The 23,087-nt window shown below is 61.8% G+C and carries 25 protein-coding genes and 3 tRNA genes; 21 read left to right on the top strand and 7 right to left on the bottom strand.

The annotated features are described in order from the left end of the window. Window positions 1-176: 176 nt before the first annotated feature. Together QN085_RS19710 and QN085_RS19705 are read right to left on the bottom strand one after the other, a co-directional pair. Window positions 177-253: transfer RNA gene (locus tag QN085_RS19710), tRNA-Met, on the bottom strand. A gap of 134 nt (window positions 254-387) precedes the next feature. Continuing rightward, window positions 388-464: transfer RNA gene (locus QN085_RS19705), tRNA-Met, on the bottom strand. Window positions 465-683: 219 nt separating this feature from the next. On the opposite strand from QN085_RS19705, the gene dinB reads away from it, so the two are divergent. Continuing rightward, the gene (gene dinB / locus QN085_RS19700; protein WP_161795744.1) at window positions 684-1,742 is read left to right on the top strand and encodes a DNA polymerase IV; all 1,059 of its coding nucleotides are present in this window, start codon (window positions 684-686) and stop codon (window positions 1,740-1,742) included. A gap of 26 nt (window positions 1,743-1,768) precedes the next feature. On the opposite strand, the gene QN085_RS19695 is transcribed toward dinB, so the two are convergent. From QN085_RS19695 to QN085_RS19685, 3 genes are all read right to left on the bottom strand, one after another. Continuing rightward, window positions 1,769-2,722 carry a hypothetical protein gene (locus QN085_RS19695; protein ID WP_023661807.1) on the bottom strand — a complete coding sequence of 318 codons (954 nt, stop codon included), beginning with the start codon at window positions 2,720-2,722 and terminating at the stop codon, window positions 1,769-1,771. Between the two features lie 20 nt (window positions 2,723-2,742). Further along, entirely contained in the window at window positions 2,743-4,458 is a 1,716-nt protein-coding gene (locus QN085_RS19690; RefSeq protein WP_013973819.1) for a proline--tRNA ligase, read from the bottom strand. 159 nt (window positions 4,459-4,617) lie between these two features. Continuing rightward, entirely contained in the window at window positions 4,618-5,886 is a 1,269-nt protein-coding gene (locus tag QN085_RS19685) for an OprD family porin (protein WP_013973818.1), read from the bottom strand. Window positions 5,887-6,575: 689 nt separating this feature from the next. On the opposite strand from QN085_RS19685, the gene QN085_RS19680 reads away from it, so the two are divergent. Together QN085_RS19680 and QN085_RS19675 are read left to right on the top strand one after the other, a co-directional pair. Beyond that, on the top strand, window positions 6,576-6,995 hold the full coding sequence (locus tag QN085_RS19680; protein WP_013973817.1) for an HIT family protein: 420 nt from the start codon (window positions 6,576-6,578) through the stop codon (window positions 6,993-6,995). A 1-nt stretch (window position 6,996) separates the two neighbouring features. Next, window positions 6,997-7,203 (top strand): SlyX family protein, encoded by a 207-nt coding sequence (locus QN085_RS19675; protein ID WP_023661808.1) that lies wholly within the window; start codon window positions 6,997-6,999, stop codon window positions 7,201-7,203. Window positions 7,204-7,266: 63 nt separating this feature from the next. Here the strand turns inward: QN085_RS19675 and QN085_RS19670 are convergent, their stop codons facing one another. Continuing rightward, a complete protein-coding gene (locus QN085_RS19670) occupies window positions 7,267-7,860 on the bottom strand; it encodes a cold-shock protein (protein WP_023661809.1) in 594 nt (197 codons plus the stop codon). Window positions 7,861-8,140: 280 nt separating this feature from the next. Between QN085_RS19670 and QN085_RS19665 the strand changes: the two genes are divergently transcribed. The 18 genes from QN085_RS19665 to QN085_RS19580 all read left to right on the top strand — a co-directional run bounded on the left by QN085_RS19665 (window position 8,141) and on the right by QN085_RS19580 (window position 21,858). After that, window positions 8,141-8,614: a Dps family protein gene (locus tag QN085_RS19665; protein WP_013973814.1), complete on the top strand. Its 474-nt coding sequence runs from the start codon at window positions 8,141-8,143 to the stop codon at window positions 8,612-8,614. Window positions 8,615-8,852: 238 nt separating this feature from the next. Next, a complete protein-coding gene (locus QN085_RS19660) occupies window positions 8,853-9,182 on the top strand; it encodes a ribbon-helix-helix domain-containing protein (RefSeq protein ID WP_024087590.1) in 330 nt (109 codons plus the stop codon). A gap of 92 nt (window positions 9,183-9,274) precedes the next feature. After that, window positions 9,275-9,496: an FmdB family zinc ribbon protein gene (locus tag QN085_RS19655; protein ID WP_003254776.1), complete on the top strand. Its 222-nt coding sequence runs from the start codon at window positions 9,275-9,277 to the stop codon at window positions 9,494-9,496. Between the two features lie 95 nt (window positions 9,497-9,591). After that, complete coding sequence (aspS, locus tag QN085_RS19650; protein ID WP_023661313.1) at window positions 9,592-11,367, top strand: aspartate--tRNA ligase; 1,776 nt, start codon at window positions 9,592-9,594, stop codon at window positions 11,365-11,367. 114 nt (window positions 11,368-11,481) lie between these two features. Then, window positions 11,482-12,228 (top strand): YebC/PmpR family DNA-binding transcriptional regulator, encoded by a 747-nt coding sequence (locus tag QN085_RS19645; protein WP_023661314.1) that lies wholly within the window; start codon window positions 11,482-11,484, stop codon window positions 12,226-12,228. Between the two features lie 185 nt (window positions 12,229-12,413). Next, on the top strand, window positions 12,414-12,938 hold the full coding sequence (ruvC, locus tag QN085_RS19640) for a crossover junction endodeoxyribonuclease RuvC (RefSeq protein ID WP_004375291.1): 525 nt from the start codon (window positions 12,414-12,416) through the stop codon (window positions 12,936-12,938). Window positions 12,939-13,047: 109 nt separating this feature from the next. Then, complete coding sequence (gene ruvA, locus QN085_RS19635) at window positions 13,048-13,665, top strand: Holliday junction branch migration protein RuvA (RefSeq protein ID WP_015271473.1); 618 nt, start codon at window positions 13,048-13,050, stop codon at window positions 13,663-13,665. Continuing rightward, window positions 13,662-14,708: a Holliday junction branch migration DNA helicase RuvB gene (gene ruvB, locus QN085_RS19630; protein WP_004375289.1), complete on the top strand. Its 1,047-nt coding sequence runs from the start codon at window positions 13,662-13,664 to the stop codon at window positions 14,706-14,708. The genes ruvA and ruvB overlap by 4 nt, the downstream gene beginning before the upstream one ends. 125 nt (window positions 14,709-14,833) lie before the next feature. Further along, a complete protein-coding gene (gene ybgC / locus QN085_RS19625; protein ID WP_023662944.1) occupies window positions 14,834-15,286 on the top strand; it encodes a tol-pal system-associated acyl-CoA thioesterase in 453 nt (150 codons plus the stop codon). A gap of 2 nt (window positions 15,287-15,288) precedes the next feature. Continuing rightward, entirely contained in the window at window positions 15,289-15,984 is a 696-nt protein-coding gene (tolQ, locus tag QN085_RS19620; protein WP_015271471.1) for a protein TolQ, read from the top strand. 14 nt (window positions 15,985-15,998) lie between these two features. Further along, a complete protein-coding gene (gene tolR, locus QN085_RS19615) occupies window positions 15,999-16,451 on the top strand; it encodes a protein TolR (RefSeq protein WP_023662945.1) in 453 nt (150 codons plus the stop codon). Beyond that, on the top strand, window positions 16,451-17,557 hold the full coding sequence (gene tolA / locus QN085_RS19610) for a cell envelope integrity protein TolA (RefSeq protein WP_013973804.1): 1,107 nt from the start codon (window positions 16,451-16,453) through the stop codon (window positions 17,555-17,557). The genes tolR and tolA overlap by 1 nt, the downstream gene beginning before the upstream one ends. A 26-nt stretch (window positions 17,558-17,583) precedes the next feature. Further along, complete coding sequence (gene tolB / locus QN085_RS19605; RefSeq protein WP_038408273.1) at window positions 17,584-18,855, top strand: Tol-Pal system beta propeller repeat protein TolB; 1,272 nt, start codon at window positions 17,584-17,586, stop codon at window positions 18,853-18,855. 53 nt (window positions 18,856-18,908) lie between these two features. Then, entirely contained in the window at window positions 18,909-19,409 is a 501-nt protein-coding gene (gene pal / locus QN085_RS19600; protein ID WP_003254755.1) for a peptidoglycan-associated lipoprotein Pal, read from the top strand. A 6-nt stretch (window positions 19,410-19,415) separates the two neighbouring features. Then, complete coding sequence (gene ybgF / locus QN085_RS19595; protein ID WP_023662947.1) at window positions 19,416-20,222, top strand: tol-pal system protein YbgF; 807 nt, start codon at window positions 19,416-19,418, stop codon at window positions 20,220-20,222. Window positions 20,223-20,382: 160 nt separating this feature from the next. After that, complete coding sequence (gene queE / locus QN085_RS19590) at window positions 20,383-21,030, top strand: 7-carboxy-7-deazaguanine synthase QueE (RefSeq protein WP_015271468.1); 648 nt, start codon at window positions 20,383-20,385, stop codon at window positions 21,028-21,030. A 17-nt stretch (window positions 21,031-21,047) separates the two neighbouring features. Further along, window positions 21,048-21,722 (top strand): 7-cyano-7-deazaguanine synthase QueC, encoded by a 675-nt coding sequence (gene queC / locus QN085_RS19585; RefSeq protein ID WP_013973801.1) that lies wholly within the window; start codon window positions 21,048-21,050, stop codon window positions 21,720-21,722. Window positions 21,723-21,782: 60 nt separating this feature from the next. After that, window positions 21,783-21,858 (top strand) — tRNA-Lys (locus QN085_RS19580). Between the two features lie 177 nt (window positions 21,859-22,035). Here the strand turns inward: QN085_RS19580 and QN085_RS19575 are convergent. After that, window positions 22,036-22,995, bottom strand: coding sequence for a cation diffusion facilitator family transporter (locus QN085_RS19575; protein ID WP_013973800.1), 960 nt, complete (start codon window positions 22,993-22,995; stop codon window positions 22,036-22,038). Window positions 22,996-23,087: the final 92 nt, after the last annotated feature.

Here is a 23,087-nt window from a genome sequence, read left to right as displayed (position 1 = left end):
CCGGCCTCGAGCGTTTTCAGCGGTCTGGCAGGGTTAAAGATAGTTCATCCTGGGCACGACCTCTCAAGCCTGCGGGTTGGCTGTAGGACGGGAAAATTTGGGGGGCGAAAAGCAGGAGGGGAGAAGCAACAAACCCCGCGCTGCTGTTACACAGGCGGGGTTTGTTCTGACGAATATGGTTGCGGGAGCCGGATTTGAACCGACGACCTTCGGGTTATGAGCCCGACGAGCTACCAGGCTGCTCCATCCCGCGTCAGTGGTGCGCATTCTACAGTTTCCAGAAAGGGTGTCAAGCGCTAGTCGTTGATTTTTTTGAAATTTCTATCAGCGCATTATTTGACGCAAAAGAAAAAGGCCACTGTGTTAACAGTGGCCTTTTCTCGAATCTGGTTGCGGGAGCCGGATTTGAACCGACGACCTTCGGGTTATGAGCCCGACGAGCTACCAGGCTGCTCCATCCCGCGCCTGTGAGATCGAATTCTACGGATTTACCCGCGGGTGTCAAGCTTTTTTCTGAAAAAACCTTTCTTGTTCAAACTCTTAGCATCTGTATATGGCTCGCAGCTCAGGCGCGACGGGGCTTTCAGGCCGATTATCGAGCAATGTCGCGCACAGGCTGCATACCCCAGGGCGCATGCGATACTATCTGTATGAATTTACAGTGCTGACGGTCATCCATGTCCTTGCGCAAGATCATCCACGTCGACTGCGATTGCTTCTATGCCGCGATCGAAATGCGTGACGACCCGCGCCTGGCCGGGCGGCCCATGGCGGTGGGGGGCTCGGCCGACCGCCGTGGGGTGATCGCCACCTGCAACTATGAAGCGCGTGCCTACGGCGTGCGTTCGGCCATGTCGTCGCGGCACGCGCTGAAGCTGTGCCCGGACCTGCTGATCGTCAAGCCGCGCTTCGAGGCCTACCGTGAAGCCTCGCGGGAAATCCACACGATCTTCCGTGACTACACCGAACTGATCGAGCCGCTGTCGCTGGACGAGGCCTACCTGGATGTAAGTGATAGCCAGTGGTACTCGGGCAGCGCCACGCGCATTGCCGAGGATATCCGCCGTCGTGTCGCCCGCACCCTGCATATCACTGTCTCGGCCGGTGTGGCGCCAAACAAGTTCCTGGCCAAGATCGCCAGTGACTGGCGCAAGCCCAATGGCCTGTTCGTGATTACCCCGGGCGAAGTGGAGGCATTCGTCGCCGCCCTGCCGGTGGCCAGGTTGCACGGGGTGGGCAAGGTAACGGCAGACAAGCTGGCGCGGTTGGGTATCGAAACCTGCCTGGAGCTGCGCGAATGGTCGCGTCTGGCGCTGGTGCGCGAGTTCGGCAGCTTTGGCGAGCGTTTGTGGGGGCTGGCACGGGGTGTCGATGAGCGTGCCGTGCACAATGACAGTCGCCGGCAGTCGGTCAGCGTGGAAAACACCTACGACACCGACCTGCCGGACCTGGCCAGTTGCCTGGCACGGCTGCCCGAACTTCTGGAGAGCCTGAACGAGCGTATCGCCCGCATGGACAGCAGTTACCGGCCGGAAAAACCCTTCGTCAAGGTCAAGTTCCATGACTTCAGCCAGACCACCATGGAGCAGGCGGGCGCAGGCAGGGACCTGGAGAGTTATCGCCAATTGCTGGGGCAGGCGTTTGCCCGTGGTGGCAAGCCGGTGCGCTTGCTGGGGGTAGGCGTGAGGTTGCGCGACTTGCGCGGGGCGCATGAGCAGTTGGAGCTGTTCCCGCCGAAATGAAGGGGCTGCATGGCAGCCCCAACGTGTTACTGCGCGCCCGGGTCGGCCACCAACCGGCCAGTGGCCTTGGTCAGCGACTGCAGAAACTCCTGCTGCAACTCCGGATCGTTGCGGGTCAGTTCGATCAGGCTCTGTTCCATTTCACTGGCTTCTTCTTCCAGGCCGAGTTCGGACAAGCGCTTGACCCGGTGAACCCATTGGCCGACATCGTCATCTTCGAGGTCATCGAAGATCAGTTCATGGGCCTCGAGCAGTTTGTTGCGCAGGGTGGCGCTGACGAGCAGGCTGGCATCGCCACGTACCGCGTTGTCCTCGTCCAGCACCTGCAGGTGCAGGGTACCGATGTGGTTGAGGTTCTGCTCGGAGAACGGGCTGTCGAGCAGGTTCAGGCGCAGCACGCCGTTCCTGTCGGTGGTCAGCTCGTGGGTCATCTTGCCGGCCTTGACCTCGACCAGGCGTTCGCTCCAGGGCACGCTGGTAGATTCCTCGCGCTTGCCTTTCTGCACTTCGCTGATCCCGGCCAGGTTCTGCTGGGCACGGCCGTTGGACGGCACGTTCATGAACGGGTTGAGCCCGTCCACGCCGTAGCTGAGCCAGTCGTGGGTGATGCTTTCCGGGAGGTTGCCCAGGGCGAAGACATTGACCACGTTGGCACCCACGCCTGCCACCACGGCCACCGCACCCAGCGGGATCTCGTAGATCTCCCGCCAGGGCTGGTAAGGCGTATAGCGGTCATAGCTGCGGGTGACTTCGAATTCGGTGACTTCGAAGCGCTTCTGCTCATGCACGCGCACACGTCGTTGCGGAAGCTCCATCACCTTCGGCTCGCCGACATCGATCTGCAGGGTGTGCTCGAGCAGTTTGCGCTCGACGCGCTCCTCGTGGTCGCTGCGCTGGGACATCTGGTTGGCGCAGCCGCTGACGAGCAGGGCGCCGCACAGTGCGGCGCCCCCCAGGGGAAAGGTACTTCGCTTGAACATGATCACTCGTGCATTGGTTATCAGCGGCGAACGCGGGCCTGCAAGAAGGTCAGCACTTCATCGAGCGGCAACGACTGGGCGTCCTGCTCGGTGCGGTGCTTGTACTCCAGGTTGCCTTCGGCCAGGCCGCGATCGCTGACGACGATGCGGTGCGGGATGCCGATCAGCTCCATGTCGGCAAACTTGATGCCTGGGCTGGTCTTCTTGTCACGGTCGTCCAGCAGCACTTCGTAGCCGGCAGCGGTCAGCTCGGCATACAGCTTGTCGGTCGCCTCGCGAACCACCTCGGTTTCGTAGCGCAGCGGTACCAGAGCGATCTGGAACGGGGCCAGGGCGTCGTTCCAGATGATGCCCTTTTCGTCGTAGCTCTGCTCGATGGCAGCTGCGACCACGCGGGACACACCGATGCCGTAGCAGCCCATGGACAGGGTTACCGGCTTGCCGTTCTCGCCCAGCACCTGGCACTTCAGCGCCTCGCTGTACTTGGTGCCGAGCTGGAAGATGTGGCCCACTTCGATGCCGCGCTTGATCACCAGGGTACCCTGGCCGTCCGGGCTCGGGTCGCCTTCGACCACGTTACGCAGGTCGGCGACCTGTGGAACCGGCAGGTCGCGCTCCCAGTTCACGCCGAAGTAGTGCTTGTCGTCGATGTTGGCGCCAATGCCGAAGTCGCTCATCAGGGCAACCGAGCGGTCAATGACGATTTCCAGCGGCAGATTCAGCGGGCCGAGCGAGCCGGCGCCGGCACCAATGGCCTCGCGCAGTTCGGCGTCGGTGGCCATGACCAGCGGGTCGGCAACCTGTTCCAGCTTGGCCGCCTTGATTTCGTTGAGCTCATGGTCGCCACGCACGATCAGTGCTACCAGCTTGCCTTCTTCGGCGCCGCGCACGATCAGGGTCTTGACGGTTTTCTCGATCGGCAGGCCGAAGTTTTCCACCAGCTGGGCGATGGTCTTGGCGTTCGGCGTGTCGACCAGGCGCAGCTCCTCGGTAGGGGCGGGGCGCACGGTTTCACGCGGGATGGCCTCTGCCTTCTCGATGTTGGCGGCGTAGTCGGAGCTGTCGCTGAAGATCACGTCGTCTTCGCCGGACTCGGCCAGTACGTGGAACTCGTGCGAATAGCTGCCACCGATGGAGCCGGTGTCGGCCTGAACCGGGCGGAAGTCCAGGCCCAGGCGGGTGAACACGTTGCTATACGCCTGGTGCATGCGGTCGTAGGTTTCCTGCAGGGAAGCCTGGTCGGCATGGAACGAGTAGGCGTCCTTCATGATGAACTCGCGACCGCGCATCAGGCCGAAGCGCGGGCGGATCTCGTCACGGAACTTGGTCTGGATCTGGTACATGTTGAGCGGCAGCTGTTTATAGCTGGACAGCTCGTTGCGGGCCAGGTCGGTGATCACTTCCTCGTGGGTCGGGCCGACGCAGAAGTCGCGCTGGTGGCGATCCTTCAGGCGCAGCAGCTCGGGGCCATACTGTTCCCAGCGGCCGGATTCCTGCCACAGTTCGGCGGGCTGGATGCTGGGCATCAGCACTTCCAGGGCGCCGGCGGCGTTCATTTCCTCACGCACCACGGCCTCGACCTTGCGCATCACCCGCAAGCCCATCGGCAGCCAGGTGTACAGGCCAGAGGCCAGTTTGCGGATCATGCCGGCACGCAGCATGAGCTGATGGCTGATGACCACTGCGTCGGCAGGGGTTTCTTTCTGGGTGGCGAGCAAATATTGACTGGTGCGCATGGTGAGCCGTGTCGATTGCCTAAGACATTGAAATGACCCGCATTGTACGGGGGCGAAACGAAGGCGTACAGGATGCCCCAGGGCGTGACGCTTGTCAGCCAAGAAAAAGCCCGGCGTGATCGCCGGGCTTTTTCAAGTGCGGGGCACTGCAAGCCAGGCTTACAGGATGCTCAGCGGGTACTCCACGATCAGGCGCAGTTCGTCGATCGATGGGGAATCGTAGTAGACGCCATCGGAAGAGCGATAGGTGGCTTGACGCACGCGGAAGCTCAGGTCTTTTGCCGGGCCGCTTTGCAGCACGTACTTGATGTCGACGTCGCGTTCCCATTCCTTGCCGTTGCTGGTGCCGGCGACGTTGGCGTCGGTACCGCGTACATAACGGGTCATGAAGGTCAGGCCCGGGATGCCGTATTCGGCGAAGTTCAGGTCGTAGCGAGCCTGCCAGGACTTCTCGTCTTCGGCGTTGAAGTCGGAACGGGCCACGGAGTTGGCCAGGAAGATGGTGCCGCCACCGTCGATGCCATAGCCGTAGTCGCCGTCGCCGGTGACTTTCTGGTAGGCCAGGGTGAAGGTGTGAGCGCCAATGTTGTAGGCGCCCGACAGGCTGAACGCGCGGTTGTCCAGCTTGTCGCCATCGAATGCGCGGTACTCGGCCGAGCCTTCGCTCTTGGTGTCATAGATGTTGAAGTCGAACACAAGGCCTTGTTTGTCCGAGATCGGCAGCGCCCAGTTGACGTTGGCGTAGTATTTGCGCCAGTAGTCTTCAACCTTCGAGTAGTACAGGCTGGTGCTGAGGTTGTCGGTGAAGGCGTAGGTACCACCTACCACGTTGGCTTCCTTCAGGCCGAAGCTGTCGCGGTTGGTCTGCTCCTGGGCGGTCAGGCTGGTGAAATGACCAGCGTGCAGGGTCAGGCCCTCGATCTCGTTGCTGGTGATCAGGGTGCCTTGGGCAATTTCCGGCAGCAGGCGGCTGTCGTCGGTGGCGAAGACCGGCAGAGCGGTGAACTGGTCACCCACTTTCAGCACGGTGTCGGAGATGCGGAATTTAACCGCGCCGCCGGCTTTGGAGTAGTCATCCTGCGAACGGCCGTCAGAGCCGGTAGGGAACAGGCCGGTACCGGCGCGGCCCTTGCCGCTGTCCAGTTTCAGGCCGAGCATGCCGATGGCATCGACACCCACACCCACGGTGCCCTGGGTGAAGCCGGACTCGAAGGTGCCGAGGAAGCCCAGGCCGGTTTCTTCACGACGGCTCTGGGTGCCGGCTGGGTTGTTACGGAAGTCACGGCTGAAGTACAGCATGCGGGTCTTGACGTTCAGCTTGCTGTCTTCGATGAAACCTTTGGACTCGTCCTGGGAAGAGGCCAATGCCAACTGCGAGGTCCCTGCCGCAACGGCCAGGGCGATCATGCTCCACTTCATCACGCGCATCGTGATTTGCTCCTTTGGTTTTTAGGAAGAGTACCGCTGCGTCCAAGTGTTCTAGTTATATGGGGCAGCTCTTTCTTGTTATGTCGGCGAAAATGTATAGCACGCTGACTGTTCTTGGCGATATGGGTATAAGCATCCTTTTCGGAACTTTTTCACCATGTCGCTTCTAGGTAGTTCCATGTCGCAAATCACGCCCCGGTTTAAGGGCCGTCAACACCAGCGCTGCTTCTTTCACCGTAAAGAATCTGTAACTACCGATTCCGGTTGGGAAACTCCCTGGTAACCACTGTCGCTGTTGTTATTTGTCGCGTTCACCCGCCGATGCAGGTGTCGTGCCGACTTGGCGTGAAAGGAATGCAACAAGCGTGCTCAAAATTCACAACGCTTCATGAAATTTTCACAAAACCTGCTACCGGGGGTCGGAAAGTGCCGTAAACACGGGGCGGGAGGCGCCTGATGCGGTAGCACAGTCAAGAATCGTTAAAATTGAAAAGCTGTCATGAAAGTCAATGTGTTACCGCAACTTGTTCATGCAGCGTCACCCGCGGGGTGACAAGTGTGGTGCGAGGGGTATCGGTGGCCTCATTTTGGTGCGAAAAGTAGCGCTGTGTTACCGGGAACGTGCAGGGTATCCTTGCAGGCCTGTTTTCCGCGTGAAGCGGGTTGGTTCTGCCTGAAGGAGATTTGCCGTGTTCGTCCTCGATTCGCGTTTGCAGCAGGATTCGCTGGTGCTGGGGGAGTTTGCGCTGTGCCAGTTGCTGCTGAGCAAGGATGCCAACTATCCATGGTTCATACTGGTGCCCAAGCGCGCCGGCATCAGCGAGCTGTTCGAGCTCGATGCTGCGGAGCAGCAGCAGTTGTGGCAGGAAACCACCGGCCTGGCCGAAGCGCTGAAAGCCAGCTACAGCGCCGACAAGATGAACGTGGCTACCTTGGGTAATGTGGTCAGCCAGTTGCACATGCACGTGATCGTGCGCCAGCGCGACGACGCCGCCTGGCCGGCACCGGTGTGGGGCAAGTGCCCGGCGGTGGCCTACACCGACGACCAGGTGCAAGCCATTCGCCAGCGCCTGCGCGGGCTGCATCTCGCCGGTTACCAGGAGATCTGACATGTCGCTTGAATCACGAGTGGTCGAACTGGAAACCCGCCAGGCGTTTCAGGATGACACCATTCAGGCGCTGAATGATGTGGTTGTCGAGCAGGGGCGGGTGATCGAGCGGCTGCAGTTGCAGATGGCCGAGCTGATCAAACGTTACGATGAGATGGTTGGCCAGTACGGCAGCGAAGGGGAAGAGGCGCCACCGCCTCATTATTGATACCTGAACCCCTGCAGGAGCGGGCATGCCCGCTCCTGCAGGGGGTGGTTTCTGCAAGTTGGATCAGCGGCGGGTTACCGCGACCACATCCTCGGCCTGCAGGCCCTTGTCGCGGTGCATCACGGAAAACTCCACGCGCTGGCCTTCCACCAGGATGCGGTGGCCTTCGCCACGAATGGCGCGAAAGTGCACGAAGATATCATCGCCCGAGTCGCGGGAGATGAAGCCGAAGCCTTTGGATGTGTTGAACCATTTCACGGTGCCGGTATCACGACTGCCACCATCCTGCGCCGCGTGCTGGCTGGTGCGTGCCTTGCGGGGGCTGCGGGCAAAGCCCACGGCCAGGTGCACGGCCACGGCCAGCGCTGCGCAGACCAGTGCGGCCAGGTTGCCCATTTCCGGGCGGGCCAGCAGTGTCAGGGTCTGCAGCACCACAGCCACCACCAGCAGGGCGCAGGCCAGTTGCTGCAGTTGTTGCCGCGCGCCGCGGTAGTAAAGTGGCACGACGGGGGCCAGGACGAGGTTGAGCAGTCCGAGCAGGGCGAGATAGACCGCGTCGGGTTGTTGCAGGAAGGGTAACGCATCGGTTTTCAGGCTGGGCATGAGCGATAGCAGCAAGGCTGCCACGCCTGTCACCAGATGGACGATCTTGAACATGGGGTTGGCTCACAGTTGATAAGGCCGATCACAGGAAGAGCTGGCAGCACGGTGCGCATGAGGTGTAGAGCGCGAACACGCGGCAGGCCAGCCTATGCACCCGGCAAATGGCAATCCGCACGGGTGGCACCATGCCTATTTAACAGTAAAGCCGCAGGCTACTCAAACCGCTGTCCCCGAGGGGCGATGTGTTGCGCCATGTCATATGCGGCGCAGACCAAGTGTTGCTACAGTGGTCGGCACCCGCTTGGGTCTCACGCCTTATGGAAAGGGGAACTTCATGGCAATTGATATCGGTATCAGTGAAGAAGATCGCAAGTCCATCGTCGATGGGCTGTCCCGCCTGTTGTCGGATACCTACGTGTTGTATCTGAAAACCCATAACTTCCACTGGAACGTCACCGGTCCGTCGTTCCGCACTCTGCACCTGATGTTCGAAGAGCAGTACAACGAACTGGCGCTGGCGGTCGACTCGATTGCCGAGCGCATCCGCGCCCTGGGCTTCCCGGCACCGGGGTCTTATGCATTTTATGCGCGGCATTCCTCGATCAAGGAGGAGGAAGGGGTGCCGCATGCCGACGAGATGATCCGCCAGCTGGTGCAGGGCCAGGAAGCCGTGGTGCGTACCGCGCGCAGCATCTTCCCGGTGGTGGACAAGGTCAGTGACGAGCCTACCGCCGACCTGCTGACCCAGCGCATGCAGGTGCACGAGAAGACCGCCTGGATGCTGCGGGTGCTGCTCGACGGCAAGTAGATACCCAACGCTGTATCGGCCCTTGTAGGAGCGGCCTTGTGTCGCGATGGGCTGCGAAGCAGCCCCAGCAATTTGTGCAATTGCACTCAAACCCTGGGGCTGCTTCGCAGCCCATCGCGACACAAGGCCGCTCCTACAGGCCCTGCGCAATTTGTGCAGGAAGATTTTGCCGCTGCTTTAAGCTCGCCCATCAGCGCTTCATAGGCCACCTGGTACATGTGACGAGGAAGTGTGGCGCATGATGCAAGCAAGCAAACGTGTGGCTGGCCAGGGGCGTTGGCCGGGTAAACAGTGCATCGACCCGTTCAAGGCGGATTTTGACATGTTGCAGACCCAGCCCGTGTCACGCTCGGTGCGGCTCAACGGCTTTTCCACCTGCCTGCGGCTGGAGGCCGTCTACTGGGGTATCCTGGAGCGCATCGCCGCGGCCAACCGCTGCTCGGTCAGTGCGGTCCTGTCCTACGTGGACCGTGAGGTGCACCTGCGACAAGGCGGGGTGCGCAACTTCAGCGGGCTGATCCGGGTGATCTGCGTTGCCTGGCTGCTGGACCCGCCAAGTGTGCGCTGATCGCCTGGCGGGCTGCGCAGTGCTTGTTAACCATATATAATCCCGCTTTTTGCTGCCCCGGCAGCCAGCGTTGTGGTTGACGAGAGACACCCATGCCCCTTTATGACTATCAATGTGCATCCTGCGAGCACCGCATGGAAGTGCTGCAGAAGATCAGCGCCGCGCCTCTGACCGATTGCCCGGCCTGCCAGGCGCCGGCGCTGAAGAAGCTGCTGTCGGTGCCAGGCTTCCGCCTGAGCGGTAACGGTTGGTACGAAACCGACTTCAAGACCGGGGCGAAAAAGAATCTGGCAGGCGGCGACAAGGCCGACTGAGTTGAATGCTGTGACCGGGTCTTGCAGTATTAGCCCTCTCCGGGCGGCCAAGGCCTCCACCGAATACACGAATCACGAGAAGCGAAACCACCATCATGATGCGCAGCCATTATTGCGGCCAACTGAACGAGAGCCTGGACGGCCAGGAAGTCACCCTTTGCGGCTGGGTCCATCGTCGCCGCGACCACGGCGGGGTGATCTTCCTCGACATCCGTGACCGCGAAGGCATGGCCCAGGTCGTGTTCGACCCGGATCGCGCCGAAACCTTCGCCGCTGCCGACCGCGTGCGCAGCGAATACGTCGTGCAGATCACCGGCAAGGTCCGCAAGCGCCCTGAAGGTGCGGTGAATGCCAACATGGCTTCCGGCGCCATCGAGATCCTCGGCTACCAGCTGAACGTGCTCAACGAAGCGGAAACCCCACCGTTCCCGCTGAACGAATACTCCGACGTCGGCGAAGAAACCCGCCTGCGCTACCGTTTCATCGACCTGCGTCGCCCGGAAATGGCCGACAAGCTGCGCCTGCGTTCGCGCATCACCAGCAGCATCCGTCGCTTCCTCGACGAGAACGGTTTCCTCGACGTCGAGACGCCGATCCTGACCCGTGCCACCCCGGAAGGCGCGCGTGACTACCTGGTGCCTAGCCGTACTCATGCCGGTAGCTTCTTTGCCCTGCCGCAGTCGCCGCAGCTGTTCAAGCAGTTGCTGATGGTTGCCGGCTTCGATCGCTACTACCAGATCGCCAAGTGCTTCCGTGACGAAGACCTGCGTGCCGACCGCCAGCCGGAATTCACCCAGATCGACATCGAGACCAGCTTCCTCGATGAAAGCGAGATCATGGGCCTGACCGAAAGCATGATCCGCAAGCTGTTCAAGGAAGTGCTGGACCTGGAATTCGGCGAATTCCCGCACATGACCTTCGAAGAAGCCATGCGCCGCTACGGCTCCGACAAACCGGACCTGCGTATCCCGCTGGAACTGGTCGACGTTGCCGACCAGCTCAAGGATGTCGACTTCAAGGTGTTCGCCGGCCCGGCCAACGATCCGAAGTGCCGCGTTACCGCCCTGCGTCTGCCTGGCGGCGCCAGCATGCCGCGCAGCAAGATCGACGAGTACACCAAGTTCGTCGGTATCTACGGTGCCAAGGGCCTGGCCTACATCAAGGTCAACGAGCGCGCCAAGGGTGTCGAGGGCCTGCAGTCGCCGATCGTCAAGAACATCCCCGAGGCCAACCTCAACACCATCCTCGACCGCGTTGGCGCCGTTGACGGCGACATCGTGTTCTTCGGTGCCGACAAGTTCAAGGTGGTCAGCGAAGCCCTGGGCGCGCTGCGTATCCGCCTGGGCCACGACTTCGAGCTGCTGACTTGCGAGTGGGCACCGATGTGGGTGGTCGACTTCCCGATGTTCGAAGAGAACGAGGACGGCAGCTTCACCGCGCTGCACCACCCGTTCACCGCGCCGAAGTGCACCCCGGAAGAGCTCGAGGCCAACCCGGCCGTGGCCCTGTCCCGTGCCTACGACATGGTCCTGAACGGTACCGAGCTGGGTGGCGGTTCGATCCGTATCCACCGTAAAGAGATGCAACAGGCTGTGTTCCGCCTGCTGGGCATCGAAGCGGCAGAACAGGAAGAGAAGTTCGGCTTCCTGCTCGACGCCCTGAAGTTCGGTGCACCGCCTCACGGTGGCCTGGCCTTCGGCCTGGACCGCCTGGTCATGCTGATGACCGGTGCCCAGTCGATTCGTGAAGTGATCGCCTTCCCGAAAACCCAGAGCGCCGCGTGCGTCATGACCCAGGCCCCTGGCCTGGTCGACGCCAAGGCCCTGCGCGAGCTGCACATCCGACTGCGCGAACAGACCAAGGTCGAGTAAGCAGTCCCCGGGCGCATCCACATGGATGCGCCTTTGCGTTCCGGCGCAGGCAATTTCCCGTCCCGCCCCCTACAGGGGCGGGGCTGTTTGTGATTCAAAGGATTCGGAGTCGTTATGGCTGGTCATTCCAAGTGGGCGAACATCAAGCACCGCAAAGAGCGCCAGGATGCCAAGAGAGGCAAGATCTTCACCAAGTGGATCCGCGAACTGACAGTCGCTGCCAAGCAGGGTGGTGCTGACCCGGCATCCAACCCGCGGCTGCGTTTGGCGCTGGACAAGGCCTTGGGTGCCAACATGAGCCGCGACATCATCGATCGTGCCGTGGCCCGTGGTGCCGGTACCAACGAAAGCGACAACGTCGAAGAGCTCAGCTACGAAGGTTACGGCCCGGGTGGCGTGGCGATCATGGTCGAGGCCATGACCGACAACCGCAACCGTACTGCCGCCGCCGTGCGTCATGCCTTCACCAAGTGTGGTGGCAACCTGGGCACCGACGGTTCGGTGGCCTACCTGTTCGAGCGCAAGGGGCAGATCAGCTTTGCCCCGGGCGTGGAAGAAGACGCGCTGATGGAAGCGGCGATGGAAGCCGACGCTGACGACGTGGTGGCCAACGACGACGGCTCGTTCGACGTGTTCACCTCGTTCAACAGCTTCTACGCCGTGCGCAATGCCCTGGAAGAGGCGGGCTTCAAGGCCGCTGACGCGGAAATCGTCATGCAGCCGACCACCAGCGCCGAACTCGACCAGGACGGTGCCGAGAAAGTACTCAAGCTGATCGACATGCTCGAAGACCTGGATGACGTACAGAACGTCTACTCCAATGCCCATATTTCCGATGAGATCATGGAAAACCTCGGCTAAGGTGTCCTGGCGATCCATGCCAGTTCTTCAAGTTTGTCAGCGCCAGTACCGGCCCTTTCGCGGGTAAACCCGCTCCCACAGGTACTGCACCACATTCAGAGTCGGTGCAGTACCTGTGGGAGCGGGTTTACCCGCGAAAGGGCCGGTACAGTTTGCAGAGATGCATCAATTTTTCGACAGGCTCTATGACTCTGATTCTTGGTATCGACCCCGGCTCGCGCATCACCGGCTATGGCGTGGTACGCCAGACCGCCCGTGGTTGCGAGTACGTGGCGTCGGGCTGCATCCGCACCGGCAGCGGCGAGCTGCACGAGCGGTTGCAGATCGTTTTTCGTGGCGTGGGTGAAATCATCGCCCAGCACGGCCCGGTAACCATGGGCATCGAGCGGGTGTTCATGGCCCGTAACGCCGACTCGGCGCTCAAGCTCGGCCAGGCCCGTGGCGCGGCCATCGTCGCAGCCGCCGAAGCCGGCCTGGAAATCGCCGAGTACAGCGCCACCCAGGTCAAGCAGGCGGTAGCCGGTACCGGTGGGGCGAACAAGGAGCAGGTGATGATGATGGTCATGCACCTGCTGAAACTGACGCAGAAGCCGCAGATCGACGCCTCCGACGCCCTGGCTATCGCCCTGTGCCACGCCCACACCCGTTCCAGCCTGGTGCCGCATGGCCTGGCCACGGCACGGCGGCGCGGCGGGCGCTTGCGTCTGTAGGCGCTTCATGCGCTGATACACATTTTGTTCGGGTGATGCGTTCACCCGCTGCATTTGCTGATAGGGTTGAGCGGTCTTTGACCGGCTCCCCGAGAGGAAGGATCGGAACGTGATTGGACGTTTGCGCGGCACCCTGGCGGAAAAACAGCCGCCGCACCTGATTATCGACGTCAACGGCGTAGGTTACGAACTGGAAGTTCCCATGACCACGCTGTACCGTCTGCCCAAGGTGGGCGAACCCGTAACCGTGCACACCCACCTGGTGGTGCGCGAGGATGCTCACCTGCTCTACGGTTTTGCCGAAAAGCGTGAGCGCGAGCTGTTCCGCGAACTCATCCGTTTGAATGGCGTAGGGCCGAAGCTGGCCCTGGCGCTGATGTCCGGGTTGGAAGTGGACGAGCTGGTGCGCTGCGTGCAGGCTCAGGACACCTCGGCCCTGGTGCGCGTGCCCGGTGTTGGCAAGAAAACCGCCGAACGCCTGCTGGTCGAGCTCAAGGACCGTTTCAAGGCTTGGGAAACGTCCCCGGCCATGTTCACCCTGGTCTCCGACGGGCCGCTGCCGGTCGCCAGCGCATCCACGGCCGAGGCCGATGCCGTCAGCGCCCTGGTTTCCCTGGGCTACAAGCCGCAGGAAGCCAGCAAGGCGATCGCCGCGATCAAGGACAAGGCCGGCCTGAGCAGTGAGGAGCTGATCCGCCGCAGCCTGAAAGGGATGATTACCAAGTGATCGAAGCCGACCGCCTGATCGCCGCCAGTGGCCGCGACCGTGAAGAAGTCCAGGACCGTGCGATCCGCCCGCTGCGGCTGGACGAGTACATCGGCCAGCCGGTGGTGCGCGAGCAGATGGCGCTGTTCATCCAGGCCGCCCGTGGCCGCAGCGAGTCGCTCGACCATACGCTGATCTTCGGTCCGCCCGGCCTGGGCAAGACCACCTTGGCCAACATCATTGCCCAGGAAATGGGCGTGTCGGTCAAGAGTACCTCTGGGCCCATCCTCGAGCGCCCGGGCGACCTCGCGGCCATGCTGACCAACCTCGAACCGCACGATGTGCTGTTCATCGACGAGATCCACCGGTTGTCACCGGTCGTCGAAGAGGTGCTGTACCCGGCGATGGAGGACTTCCAGCTCGACATCATGATCGGCGAAGGGCCTGCGGCCCGTTCGATCAAGCTGGACCTGCCGCCGTTCACCCTGGTCGGTGCCACCACTCGTGCCGGCATGCTCACCAACCCGCTGCGGGACCGCTTCGGTATCGTCCAGCGCCTGGAGTTCTACAGCGACAAGGACCTTGCCACCATCGTCAGCCGTTCGGCCGGCATCCTTGGCCTGGCCATCGAAGACCAAGGTGCCTACGAGATCGCCCGCCGGGCCCGTGGCACGCCACGTATCGCCAACCGCCTGCTGCGCCGCGTGCGCGACTACGCCGAAGTGCGCGGCAAGGGCCAGATCACCAAGGCCGTGGCCGACATGGCGCTCAACCTGCTGGACGTCGACGAGCGCGGTTTTGACCACTCCGACCGCCGCCTGCTGCTGACCATGATCGAGAAGTTCGACGGTGGCCCGGTCGGCGTGGACAACCTGGCGGCAGCCATCAGTGAAGAGCGCCACACCATCGAGGACGTGCTCGAGCCGTACCTGATCCAGCAAGGCTACATCATGCGCACGCCGCGCGGCCGCGTGGTCACCCGACATGCCTACCTGCACTTCGGCCTGAACGTGCCCGGGCGCCTGGGGGAGGGTGGGGATTTTTCCGAAACGGGCGATGAGTGACAGATCGAAAACGGCTTTTCGTGGTCCTACCGCTGGCATGCCGAGGGTGCGCTGGCAATAAGACATTAATGAAGAAAAAACAGTTGCCACAGCGGATTGGCAAGCTGAGGAGTAAGCACTAGAGTATGCGCGCGCAAAATGGCCTGGAACCGTTCGCACACCGTTGTCGAGTCTATTACGAAGATACCGATGCCGGTGGCGTGGTGTATTACGTCAATTACCTGAAATTCATGGAGCGCGCGCGTACCGAGCGGCTGCGGCACCTGGGCTTTTCCCAGGCGCAGTTGGCCAAAGACAACCTGCTGTTCGTGGTCCACTCCAGCGAAGCGCGCTATCACGCGCCGGCGCGGCTGGACGACGAGCTGCGGGTGACCGCGCAAGTACTTGAACTCAATCGCGCCAGCCTGCGCTTCGTGCAGCAGGTCTGGCGGGAAAAGGATGAAACGCTGCTCTGCGAAGGGCAGTTCCTGGTGGCCGCCGTGCGCGCCGACACTTTCAAACCCCGAGCCATACCCCCGGAGCTGCGTGACGCCTTTGTGGCGGACGGCTCGGGTACTCAATCGAATGCAGGAGAATAAGCGTGGAAGCTAACGTCGTCGACCATACCTCCATGTGGAGTCTGGTCAGCAATGCCAGTGTGCTGGTACAGCTGGTAATGCTGACCCTGGTGGCCGCCTCGGTCACCTCATGGGTCATGATCTTCCAGCGCAGCACCATGCTGCGCGCCGGTCGTCGTGCGCTGGATGCCTTCGAGGAGCGCTTCTGGTCGGGCATCGACCTGTCCAAGCTGTACCGTCAGGCAGGCAGCAACCCAGACCCGGATTCCGGTGTCGAGCAGGTCTTCCGTGCCGGCTTCAAGGAATTCTCGCGCCTGCGCCAGCAGCCGGGCGTTGACCCGGACGCGGTCATGGAGGGCGTTGCCCGTGCCATGCGCGTAGCCATCTCGCGCGAGGAAGAAAAACTCGAGCAGAGCCTGCCGTTCCTGGCCACCGTCGGTTCTACCAGCCCGTACATCGGCCTGTTCGGTACCGTATGGGGCATCATGAACTCCTTCCGCGGCCTGGCCAGTGCCCAGCAGGCCACCCTGGCCACGGTTGCCCCGGGTATCGCCGAAGCGCTGATCGCCACCGCCATCGGCCTGTTCGCGGCAATTCCGGCGGTCATCGCCTATAACCGCTTCTCGGCGCGCAGCGAAGTGCTGATCGGCCGTTACTACACCTTCGCCGACGAGTTCCAGGCGATCCTGCACCGCAAAGTGCACACCAGCGAAGAGTAATCAGGTAGAAGCCCATGGCCCGAGTTCGCCACAAACGCAAGCCCGTCGCCGAGATGAACGTGGTGCCCTACATCGACGTGATGCTGGTACTGCTGGTCATCTTCATGGTGACGGCGCCCATGCTCAACCAGGGCGTCAAGGTAGACCTGCCCAAGGTTTCCAGTGAAGCCTTGCCGCAGGACAACAACGTCCAGATCCTCACCATCTCCATCAAGGCCGACAGGACCTACTACTGGAACCTCGGCAGCGAAGTCGATACCGACAAGCAGATGGACAAGGCCATGACCTTGCCAGCCATGACCGACGCGGTGACCAAGATCATTGCCGCCGGCCGTGACCAGGGCAAGCAGACCCAGGTGTTCATTCGTGGCGACAAGGCTGTCGACTATGGCGCGGTCATGGGTGCCATGGGCGGGTTGCAGAAGGCCGGTGTCGGTAACGTTGGCCTGATTACCGAGGCGCCCTGATGCAACAGCGAGAGCCATCCGCCTCGGAAAGCTACTTCTGGCCCAGTATCTGGGCCATCGGCCTGCATGTGCTGGTGTTCGCCCTGCTGTTCGTCAGTTTTGCCATGACGCCTGAGCTGCCGCCATCCAAGCCGATCGTCCAGGCTACCCTGTACCAGCTCAAGTCCAAGAGCCAGGCGACCACCCAGACCAATCAGAAGATTGCCGGGGAAGCGAAGAAAACCGCTTCGCGCCAGACCGAAGTCGAGCAGCTGGAACAGAAGAAGGTCGAGCAGGAGGCCGTGAAGGCCGCGGAACAAAAGAAAGCCGACGCTGCTCAAAAGGCCGAGGAGGCCCGCGAGGCCGCCGAAGCCAAGAAAGCCGAGGCAGCTGCCGAGGCCGCCAAGGCCGCCGAGGCCAAGAAAGCCGCCGAAGCCAAGAAGGCCGAAGAGGCGAAGAAGGCTGCCGAGAAGCAGCAGGCCGACATCGCCAAGAAGAAGGCCGAGGAAGAAAAGAAAAAAGCCGAAGAAGAGGCCAAGAAAGAGGCCGCTGAAGAGGCGAAGAAACAAGCCGCCGAGGACGCCAAGAAAAAGGCGGCCGAAGAGGCCAAGAAGAAAGCAGCCGAGGACGCCAAGAAGAAAGCGGTAGCCGAGGAAGCGAAGAAGAAGGCAGCTGAAGAGGCCAAGAAAAAGGCCGCTGCAGATGCCCAGAAGAAAAAGGCACAGGAAGCGGCCCGCAAGGCGGCGGAAGACAAGAAAGCCCAGGCCCTGGCCGAGCTGTTGTCCGACACCACCGAACGGCAGCAGGCGCTGGCCGACGAGCAGGGTGACCAGGTGGCCGGCGACTTCGACGACCTGATCCGCATGCGCGCGGCCGAGGGCTGGGCTCGTCCGCCTTCCGCGCGCAAGGGCATGACGGTGGTCCTGCAGATCAACATGTTGCCGGACGGTACCATCACCAGCGTCAGCGTGGCCCGGTCCAGTGGTGACGGCCCGTACGACAGCTCGGCGGTGGCAGCAGTGAAGAACATCGGTCGTCTGACCGAGATGCAGGGTATGAAGCCGAGCGATTTCAACCAATATCGTTCGTTCAAGATGACATTTACACCTGAGGATCTAGCGTTGTGATTAAACGTCTGAGAGGACTGCTGGTCATGCTGTGCTGCGTGGCAGGCATGGCCGTGGCAGAGGAAAAGAACATCCTGGTCACCAGCGGCAGCGACCGGGCCACGCCCATCGCGGTAGTGCCGTTCGGTCTGCAGGGCGGCAGCGTGCTGCCGGAAGACATGGCCGACATCATCGGCAACGACCTGCGCAACTCCGGCTACTACTCGCCGATTCCGCGGCAGAACATGATCAGCCAGCCGTCGCAGGCCAGCGAAGTGATCTTCCGTGACTGGAAAGCGCTGGGTGCGCAGTACGTGATGGTTGGCAGCATCGTGCCGTCGGGCGGTCGCCTGCAGGTGCAGTACGCGCTGTTCAACGTCGCCACCGAGCAGCAAGTGCTGACCGGTAGCGTGGCGGGCAGCGTCGACCAGCTGCGCGACATGGCCCACTACATTGCCGACCAGTCGTTCGAGAAGCTCACCGGCATCAAGGGTGCTTTCTCCACCCGCATGCTGTACGTGACGGCCGAGCGCTTCTCCACCAACAACACCCGCTATACCCTGCAGCGTTCGGACTACGACGGTGCACGCGCGGTCACCCTGCTGCAATCGCGCGAGCCGATCCTGTCGCCACGCTTTGCACCGGATGGCAAGCGCATCGCCTATGTCTCGTTCGAGCAGAAGCGTCCGCGCATCTTCGTCCAGCACATCGATACCGGTCGCCGCGAGCAGGTCACCAACTTCGAAGGCCTGAACGGTGCGCCAGCCTGGTCGCCGGATGGCACGCGCCTGGCGTTCGTGCTGTCGAAGGACGGCAACCCGGACATCTACGTGATGAACGTGGCTTCGCGCCAGATCAGCCGTGTCACCGCTGGCCCGGGCATCAACACCGAGCCGTTCTGGGGCAAGGATGGCAACACCCTGTACTTCACCTCCGACCGTGGCGGCAAGCCGCAGATCTACAAGCAGTCGGTCGGTGGCGGTGGTGCCGAGCGTGTAACTTTCGTGGGTAACTACAACGCCAACCCGAAACTGTCGGCGGACGAAAAGACCCTGGTGATGATCCATCGCCAGCAGGGCTTCACCAACTTCAAAGTTGCGGCCCAGGATTTGCAACGCGGAAGTGTAAAGATTCTCTCTGAAACGAGTCTTGATGAGTCTCCCACTGTTGCGCCAAACGGCACCATGCTAATCTACGCCACCCGCCAGCAGGGCCGGGGAGTCTTGATGCTCGTGTCGCTTAATGGCCGCGTGAGGCTCCCACTTCCTACCGCTCAAGGCGAAGTCAGAGAACCGTCCTGGTCCCCTTACCTGAACTGATTGCGGCGTAATACTTTTGCTTAACACACTGGGGTTTCATTAGGAGTTTCACGATGGAAATGCTGAAGTTTGGTAAATTTGCTGCGCTGGCTCTGGCCATGGCCGTAGCTGTAGGTTGCTCCTCGAAGGGCGGTGACAACGCAGGCGAAGGCGCTGCTGTAGATCCGAACGCTGGCTACGGTGCCAACACTGGCGCTGTTGACGGCTCCCTGAGCGAAGAAGCTGCCCTGCGCGCAATCACCACCTTCTACTTCGAATACGACAGCTCGGACCTGAAGCCAGAAGCCATGCGCGCCCTGGACGTTCACGCCAAGGACCTGAAAGCCAACGGCAACCGCGTTGTCCTGGAAGGCAACACCGACGAGCGCGGCACCCGCGAGTACAACATGGCTCTGGGTGAGCGTCGTGCCAAGGCCGTTCAGCGTTACCTGGTTCTGCAGGGCGTTTCCCCTGCTCAGCTGGAACTGGTCTCCTACGGTGAAGAGCGTCCGGTTGCCACTGGCAACGACGAGCAGTCCTGGGCTCAGAACCGTCGCGTAGAACTGCGTAAGTAAGTTCTTATGCGTATGGGCCGCCGTGTAGTAACCGTCCTCGCACTCAGCCTGCCGCTTGCGGCCTGGGCTGAGGTCCCTGTAGTTGATGACAACGCAGGCAGCTATCCGCCTGCGGGTTATGGCACGAGCGGCGCCTATGCCGGGTCAGGGGCTTCGGCCCCTGCCTCTGCACAGGGCCAGCTGTTCATGCAGCTGCAACAGATGCAGGATCAGCTTTCCCGCCAGCAAGGCATCATCGAAGAGCTGCAGAACGATGTGTCGCGCATGAAGCAGGAAAACCTGGAGCGTTACCAGGACCTGGACCGTCGCATCAACAGTGGCGCCGCGCCTGCCGCGACCCCTGACAATTCCTCCGGTGGTGGTGCATCCAATGCCGCCCCCGATGCAGCAGCAGGTGCTGCTGCGCAACAACCGGCCGCCAGTAGCGAGCCCGGTGATCCGGCGAAAGAAAAGCTCTACTACGATGCCGCTTTCGACCTGATCAAGCAGAAAGACTTCAACAAGGCCAGCCAGGCGTTCAACGCCTTCCTGCGCAAGTACCCCAACAGCCAGTACGCCGGCAATGCCCAGTACTGGCTGGGTGAAGTGAACCTGGCCAAGGGCGACCTGCCGGCTGCCAGCCAGGCCTTCGCCCAGGTCAGCCAGAAGTATCCGAAGCACAGCAAGGTGCCGGATTCGCTGTACAAGCTGGCCGACGTCGAGCGCCGCATGGGCCACACCGACAAGGTCAAGGGTATCCTGCAGCAGGTCATCACCCAGTACCCTGGCACCTCGGCCGCGCAACTGGCCCAGCGTGACCTGCAGAAGCTCTAAACAGTACCGCTTGAAAGAAACCCGCGCTTGTCGCGGGTTTTTTCGTTAGAATCAATGCCCTTTTTTCGTAAACACGCTGCTGCGGATAACGCTATGTCGAGTCCGCGACAGTGCCTGACGGAGGCGGGCAGCCTGTTTAGCTGTCACGCCCGTGGCGAGCATGCAAGACACATTACGCATCACCGAAGTCTTTTACTCTTTGCAGGGTGAAACGCGAACGGCTGGGTTGCCCACGGTATTCGTGCGCCTCACCGGTTGCCCCCTGCGCTGCCAGTACTGTGACAGTGCCTATGCCTTCAGTGGCGGCACCGTTCGCACCCTCGATTCGATCCTTGAGCAGGTCGCCGGCTTCAAGCCGCGCTACGTTTGCGTCACCGGCGGCGAGCCATTGGCCCAGCCCAACGCCTTGCCGCTGTTGCAGCGCCTGTGTGACGCCGGTTACGAGGTGTCGCTGGAAACCAGCGGCGCGCTGGATATTGCCGGCACCGACACCCGCGTCAGCCGCGTGGTCGACCTGAAGACCCCAGGCTCCGAAGAGTCGCACCGTAACCGCTACGAGAACATCGAGCAGCTGACCCGCAACGACCAGGTCAAGTTCGTCATCTGTTCCCGTGAGGACTATGACTGGGCGGTCTCCAAGCTGATCCAGTACAACCTGGCCGAGCGTGCCGGCGAGGTGTTGTTCTCGCCCAGCCACCACCAGGTGAACGCCAGCGAGCTGGCGGACTGGATCGTCGCCGACAACCTGCCCGTACGCTTCCAGCTGCAGCTGCACAAGCTGCTGTGGAACGACGAACCCGGACGTTGATTGAGGAGCAAGCACACATGACCGACAAACGCGCAGTAATCCTGTTGTCCGGCGGCCTGGACTCGGCCACCGTGGTCGCCATGGCCAAGGCCGAAGGCTACAGCTGCTACACCATGAGTTTCGACTACGGCCAGCGCCACCGCGCCGAACTGAACGCCGCCGCCCGCGTTGCCCGCGACCTGGGCGTGGTCGAGCACAAGGTTATTGGCCTGAACCTGGATGGCATCGGTGGCTCGGCATTGACCGACAGCAGCATCGACGTGCCGGAAACCCCGGGTGAAGGCATCCCGGTCACCTACGTGCCAGCGCGCAACACCGTGTTCCTGTCCCTGGCCCTGGGCTGGGCAGAGGTGCTGGAAGCCCGTGACATCTTCATTGGTGTGAATGCCGTGGATTACTCCGGCTACCCCGATTGCCGCCCCGAGTTCGTCGAAGCCTTCGAGCGCATGGCCAACCTGGCGACCAAGGCTGGCGTCGAAGGGCAGGGCTTCCGCATTCAGGCGCCGCTGCAGAACATGAGCAAGGCGCAGATCGTGCAGGCCGGTATGGCCCGCGGCGTGGACTACAGCCTGACCGTTTCCTGCTACCAGGCCGACGATGACGGCCGTGCCTGCGGCAAATGCGACAGCTGCCGCCTGCGTGCCGACGGCTTCAAGGCAGCTGGTGTCGAAGACCCGACGCGGTACTTTTGAAAAAAGTTTGATGGGGTGTTGATTTCCCGTTAGAAATCAGTATTATACGCGCCATCCAACGGGTCGTTAGCTCAGTTGGTAGAGCAGTTGGCTTTTAACCAATTGGTCGTAGGTTCGAATCCTACACGACCCACCATATGCAGTACGTCAAAGCCCGCTACCGGCAACGGTGGCGGGCTTTTTCGTTTTCGGCTGCTTGTACTGGCCTCATCGCAGGCAAGGCAGCTCCCACAGGGCTTGCGCATGACTTGAGGCTAATGCGGTCGAGGTGGGAGCTGGCTTGCCGGCGAAAGGGGCGCAAAGCGCCCCCAGCTTACTCAGCCCACTCCGGATCCCCGGTAAACACCACCGTCAGCCAGCGGTCTGGCCCTTCACCACCCACGGCATCACCGATCTCGTTGCGCCACGCATCCCATTCATCGATGGTCTTCGCGGCCATGGCCTTCGGCACGATGAAATACAGTTCGATCTCCCGCGAGCGCCCGACCTTGGCCACATAGGCGCGGTACGACTGCAACCCATGGCGTGCGACGAAGGCCTTGGCGACTTCATCCACGTGCAGCTTGAGGTCGCCAGGGGTCACCAGGAAAATTTCCGACAGGGCCTGGCGCACCACCGACATCGGCAACGGCACGATCACCAGGCAGACCAGCGCCAGCACCGCCGGGTCGATATACGGCGACACCCACTCCAGCGATGTGCCTTGCACCGCATAGCCAAAGCAGAAGGCGATCAGCAGCGCGGCGGTGATGCTGGCCGACATCACCCAGCCCTTGACGTCCATGCGCACGAAGTCCGAGCCCAGCTTGCGGTTGGCGCGGGCCTCGACAACAGCGATGGTCACGCAGGCGATCACGGTCAGCACCGCGTAGACCATGGCGATGCCGAACTCCAGGTGGCGCCCGCCTTGCAGCAGGCTGCTGACGGCGTTGATCAGCGCATAGATGGCCACGCCGCTGAGCAGGATGCCGTTGAGCGCCAGCACCATCGGCTCCAGGTGCCAGAAGCCCATGGTGAAGCGCTCGCGCAACTTGCGTGACATCTGCACGCTGGTGGTATGCGCGGTAATCAGCCTGACCACCACCAGCGACAGCCCGCTCATGCTGGCATCGACCAGCGAATAGACGCCGTCGAACACGATGGAGAACGAGCCGGAGGCCAGGCCGAAGGCGATGCCGATGACGGCGATGAACAGGGTGACGGCGATCGAGGTGCGTAACAGGCCCTGTTCGCTGCTGATGTCGAAGAAGGTGGATCTGGTTGCGGTTTGCATAAGATGTGCTCTAGAAGAAACGGTGATGCTGTGTTGCCTGCCTGGGCCTCTTCGCGGGTAAACCCGCTCCCACAACTTGGTACCGCCTTCGA

Origin of the sequence: Pseudomonas sp. M2(2023), assembly GCF_030263955.1 — a bacterium.
Taxonomy (GTDB): Bacteria; Pseudomonadota; Gammaproteobacteria; order Pseudomonadales; family Pseudomonadaceae; genus Aquipseudomonas; species Aquipseudomonas asiatica.
This window is presented reverse-complemented; position numbering and strand designations above follow the sequence as displayed.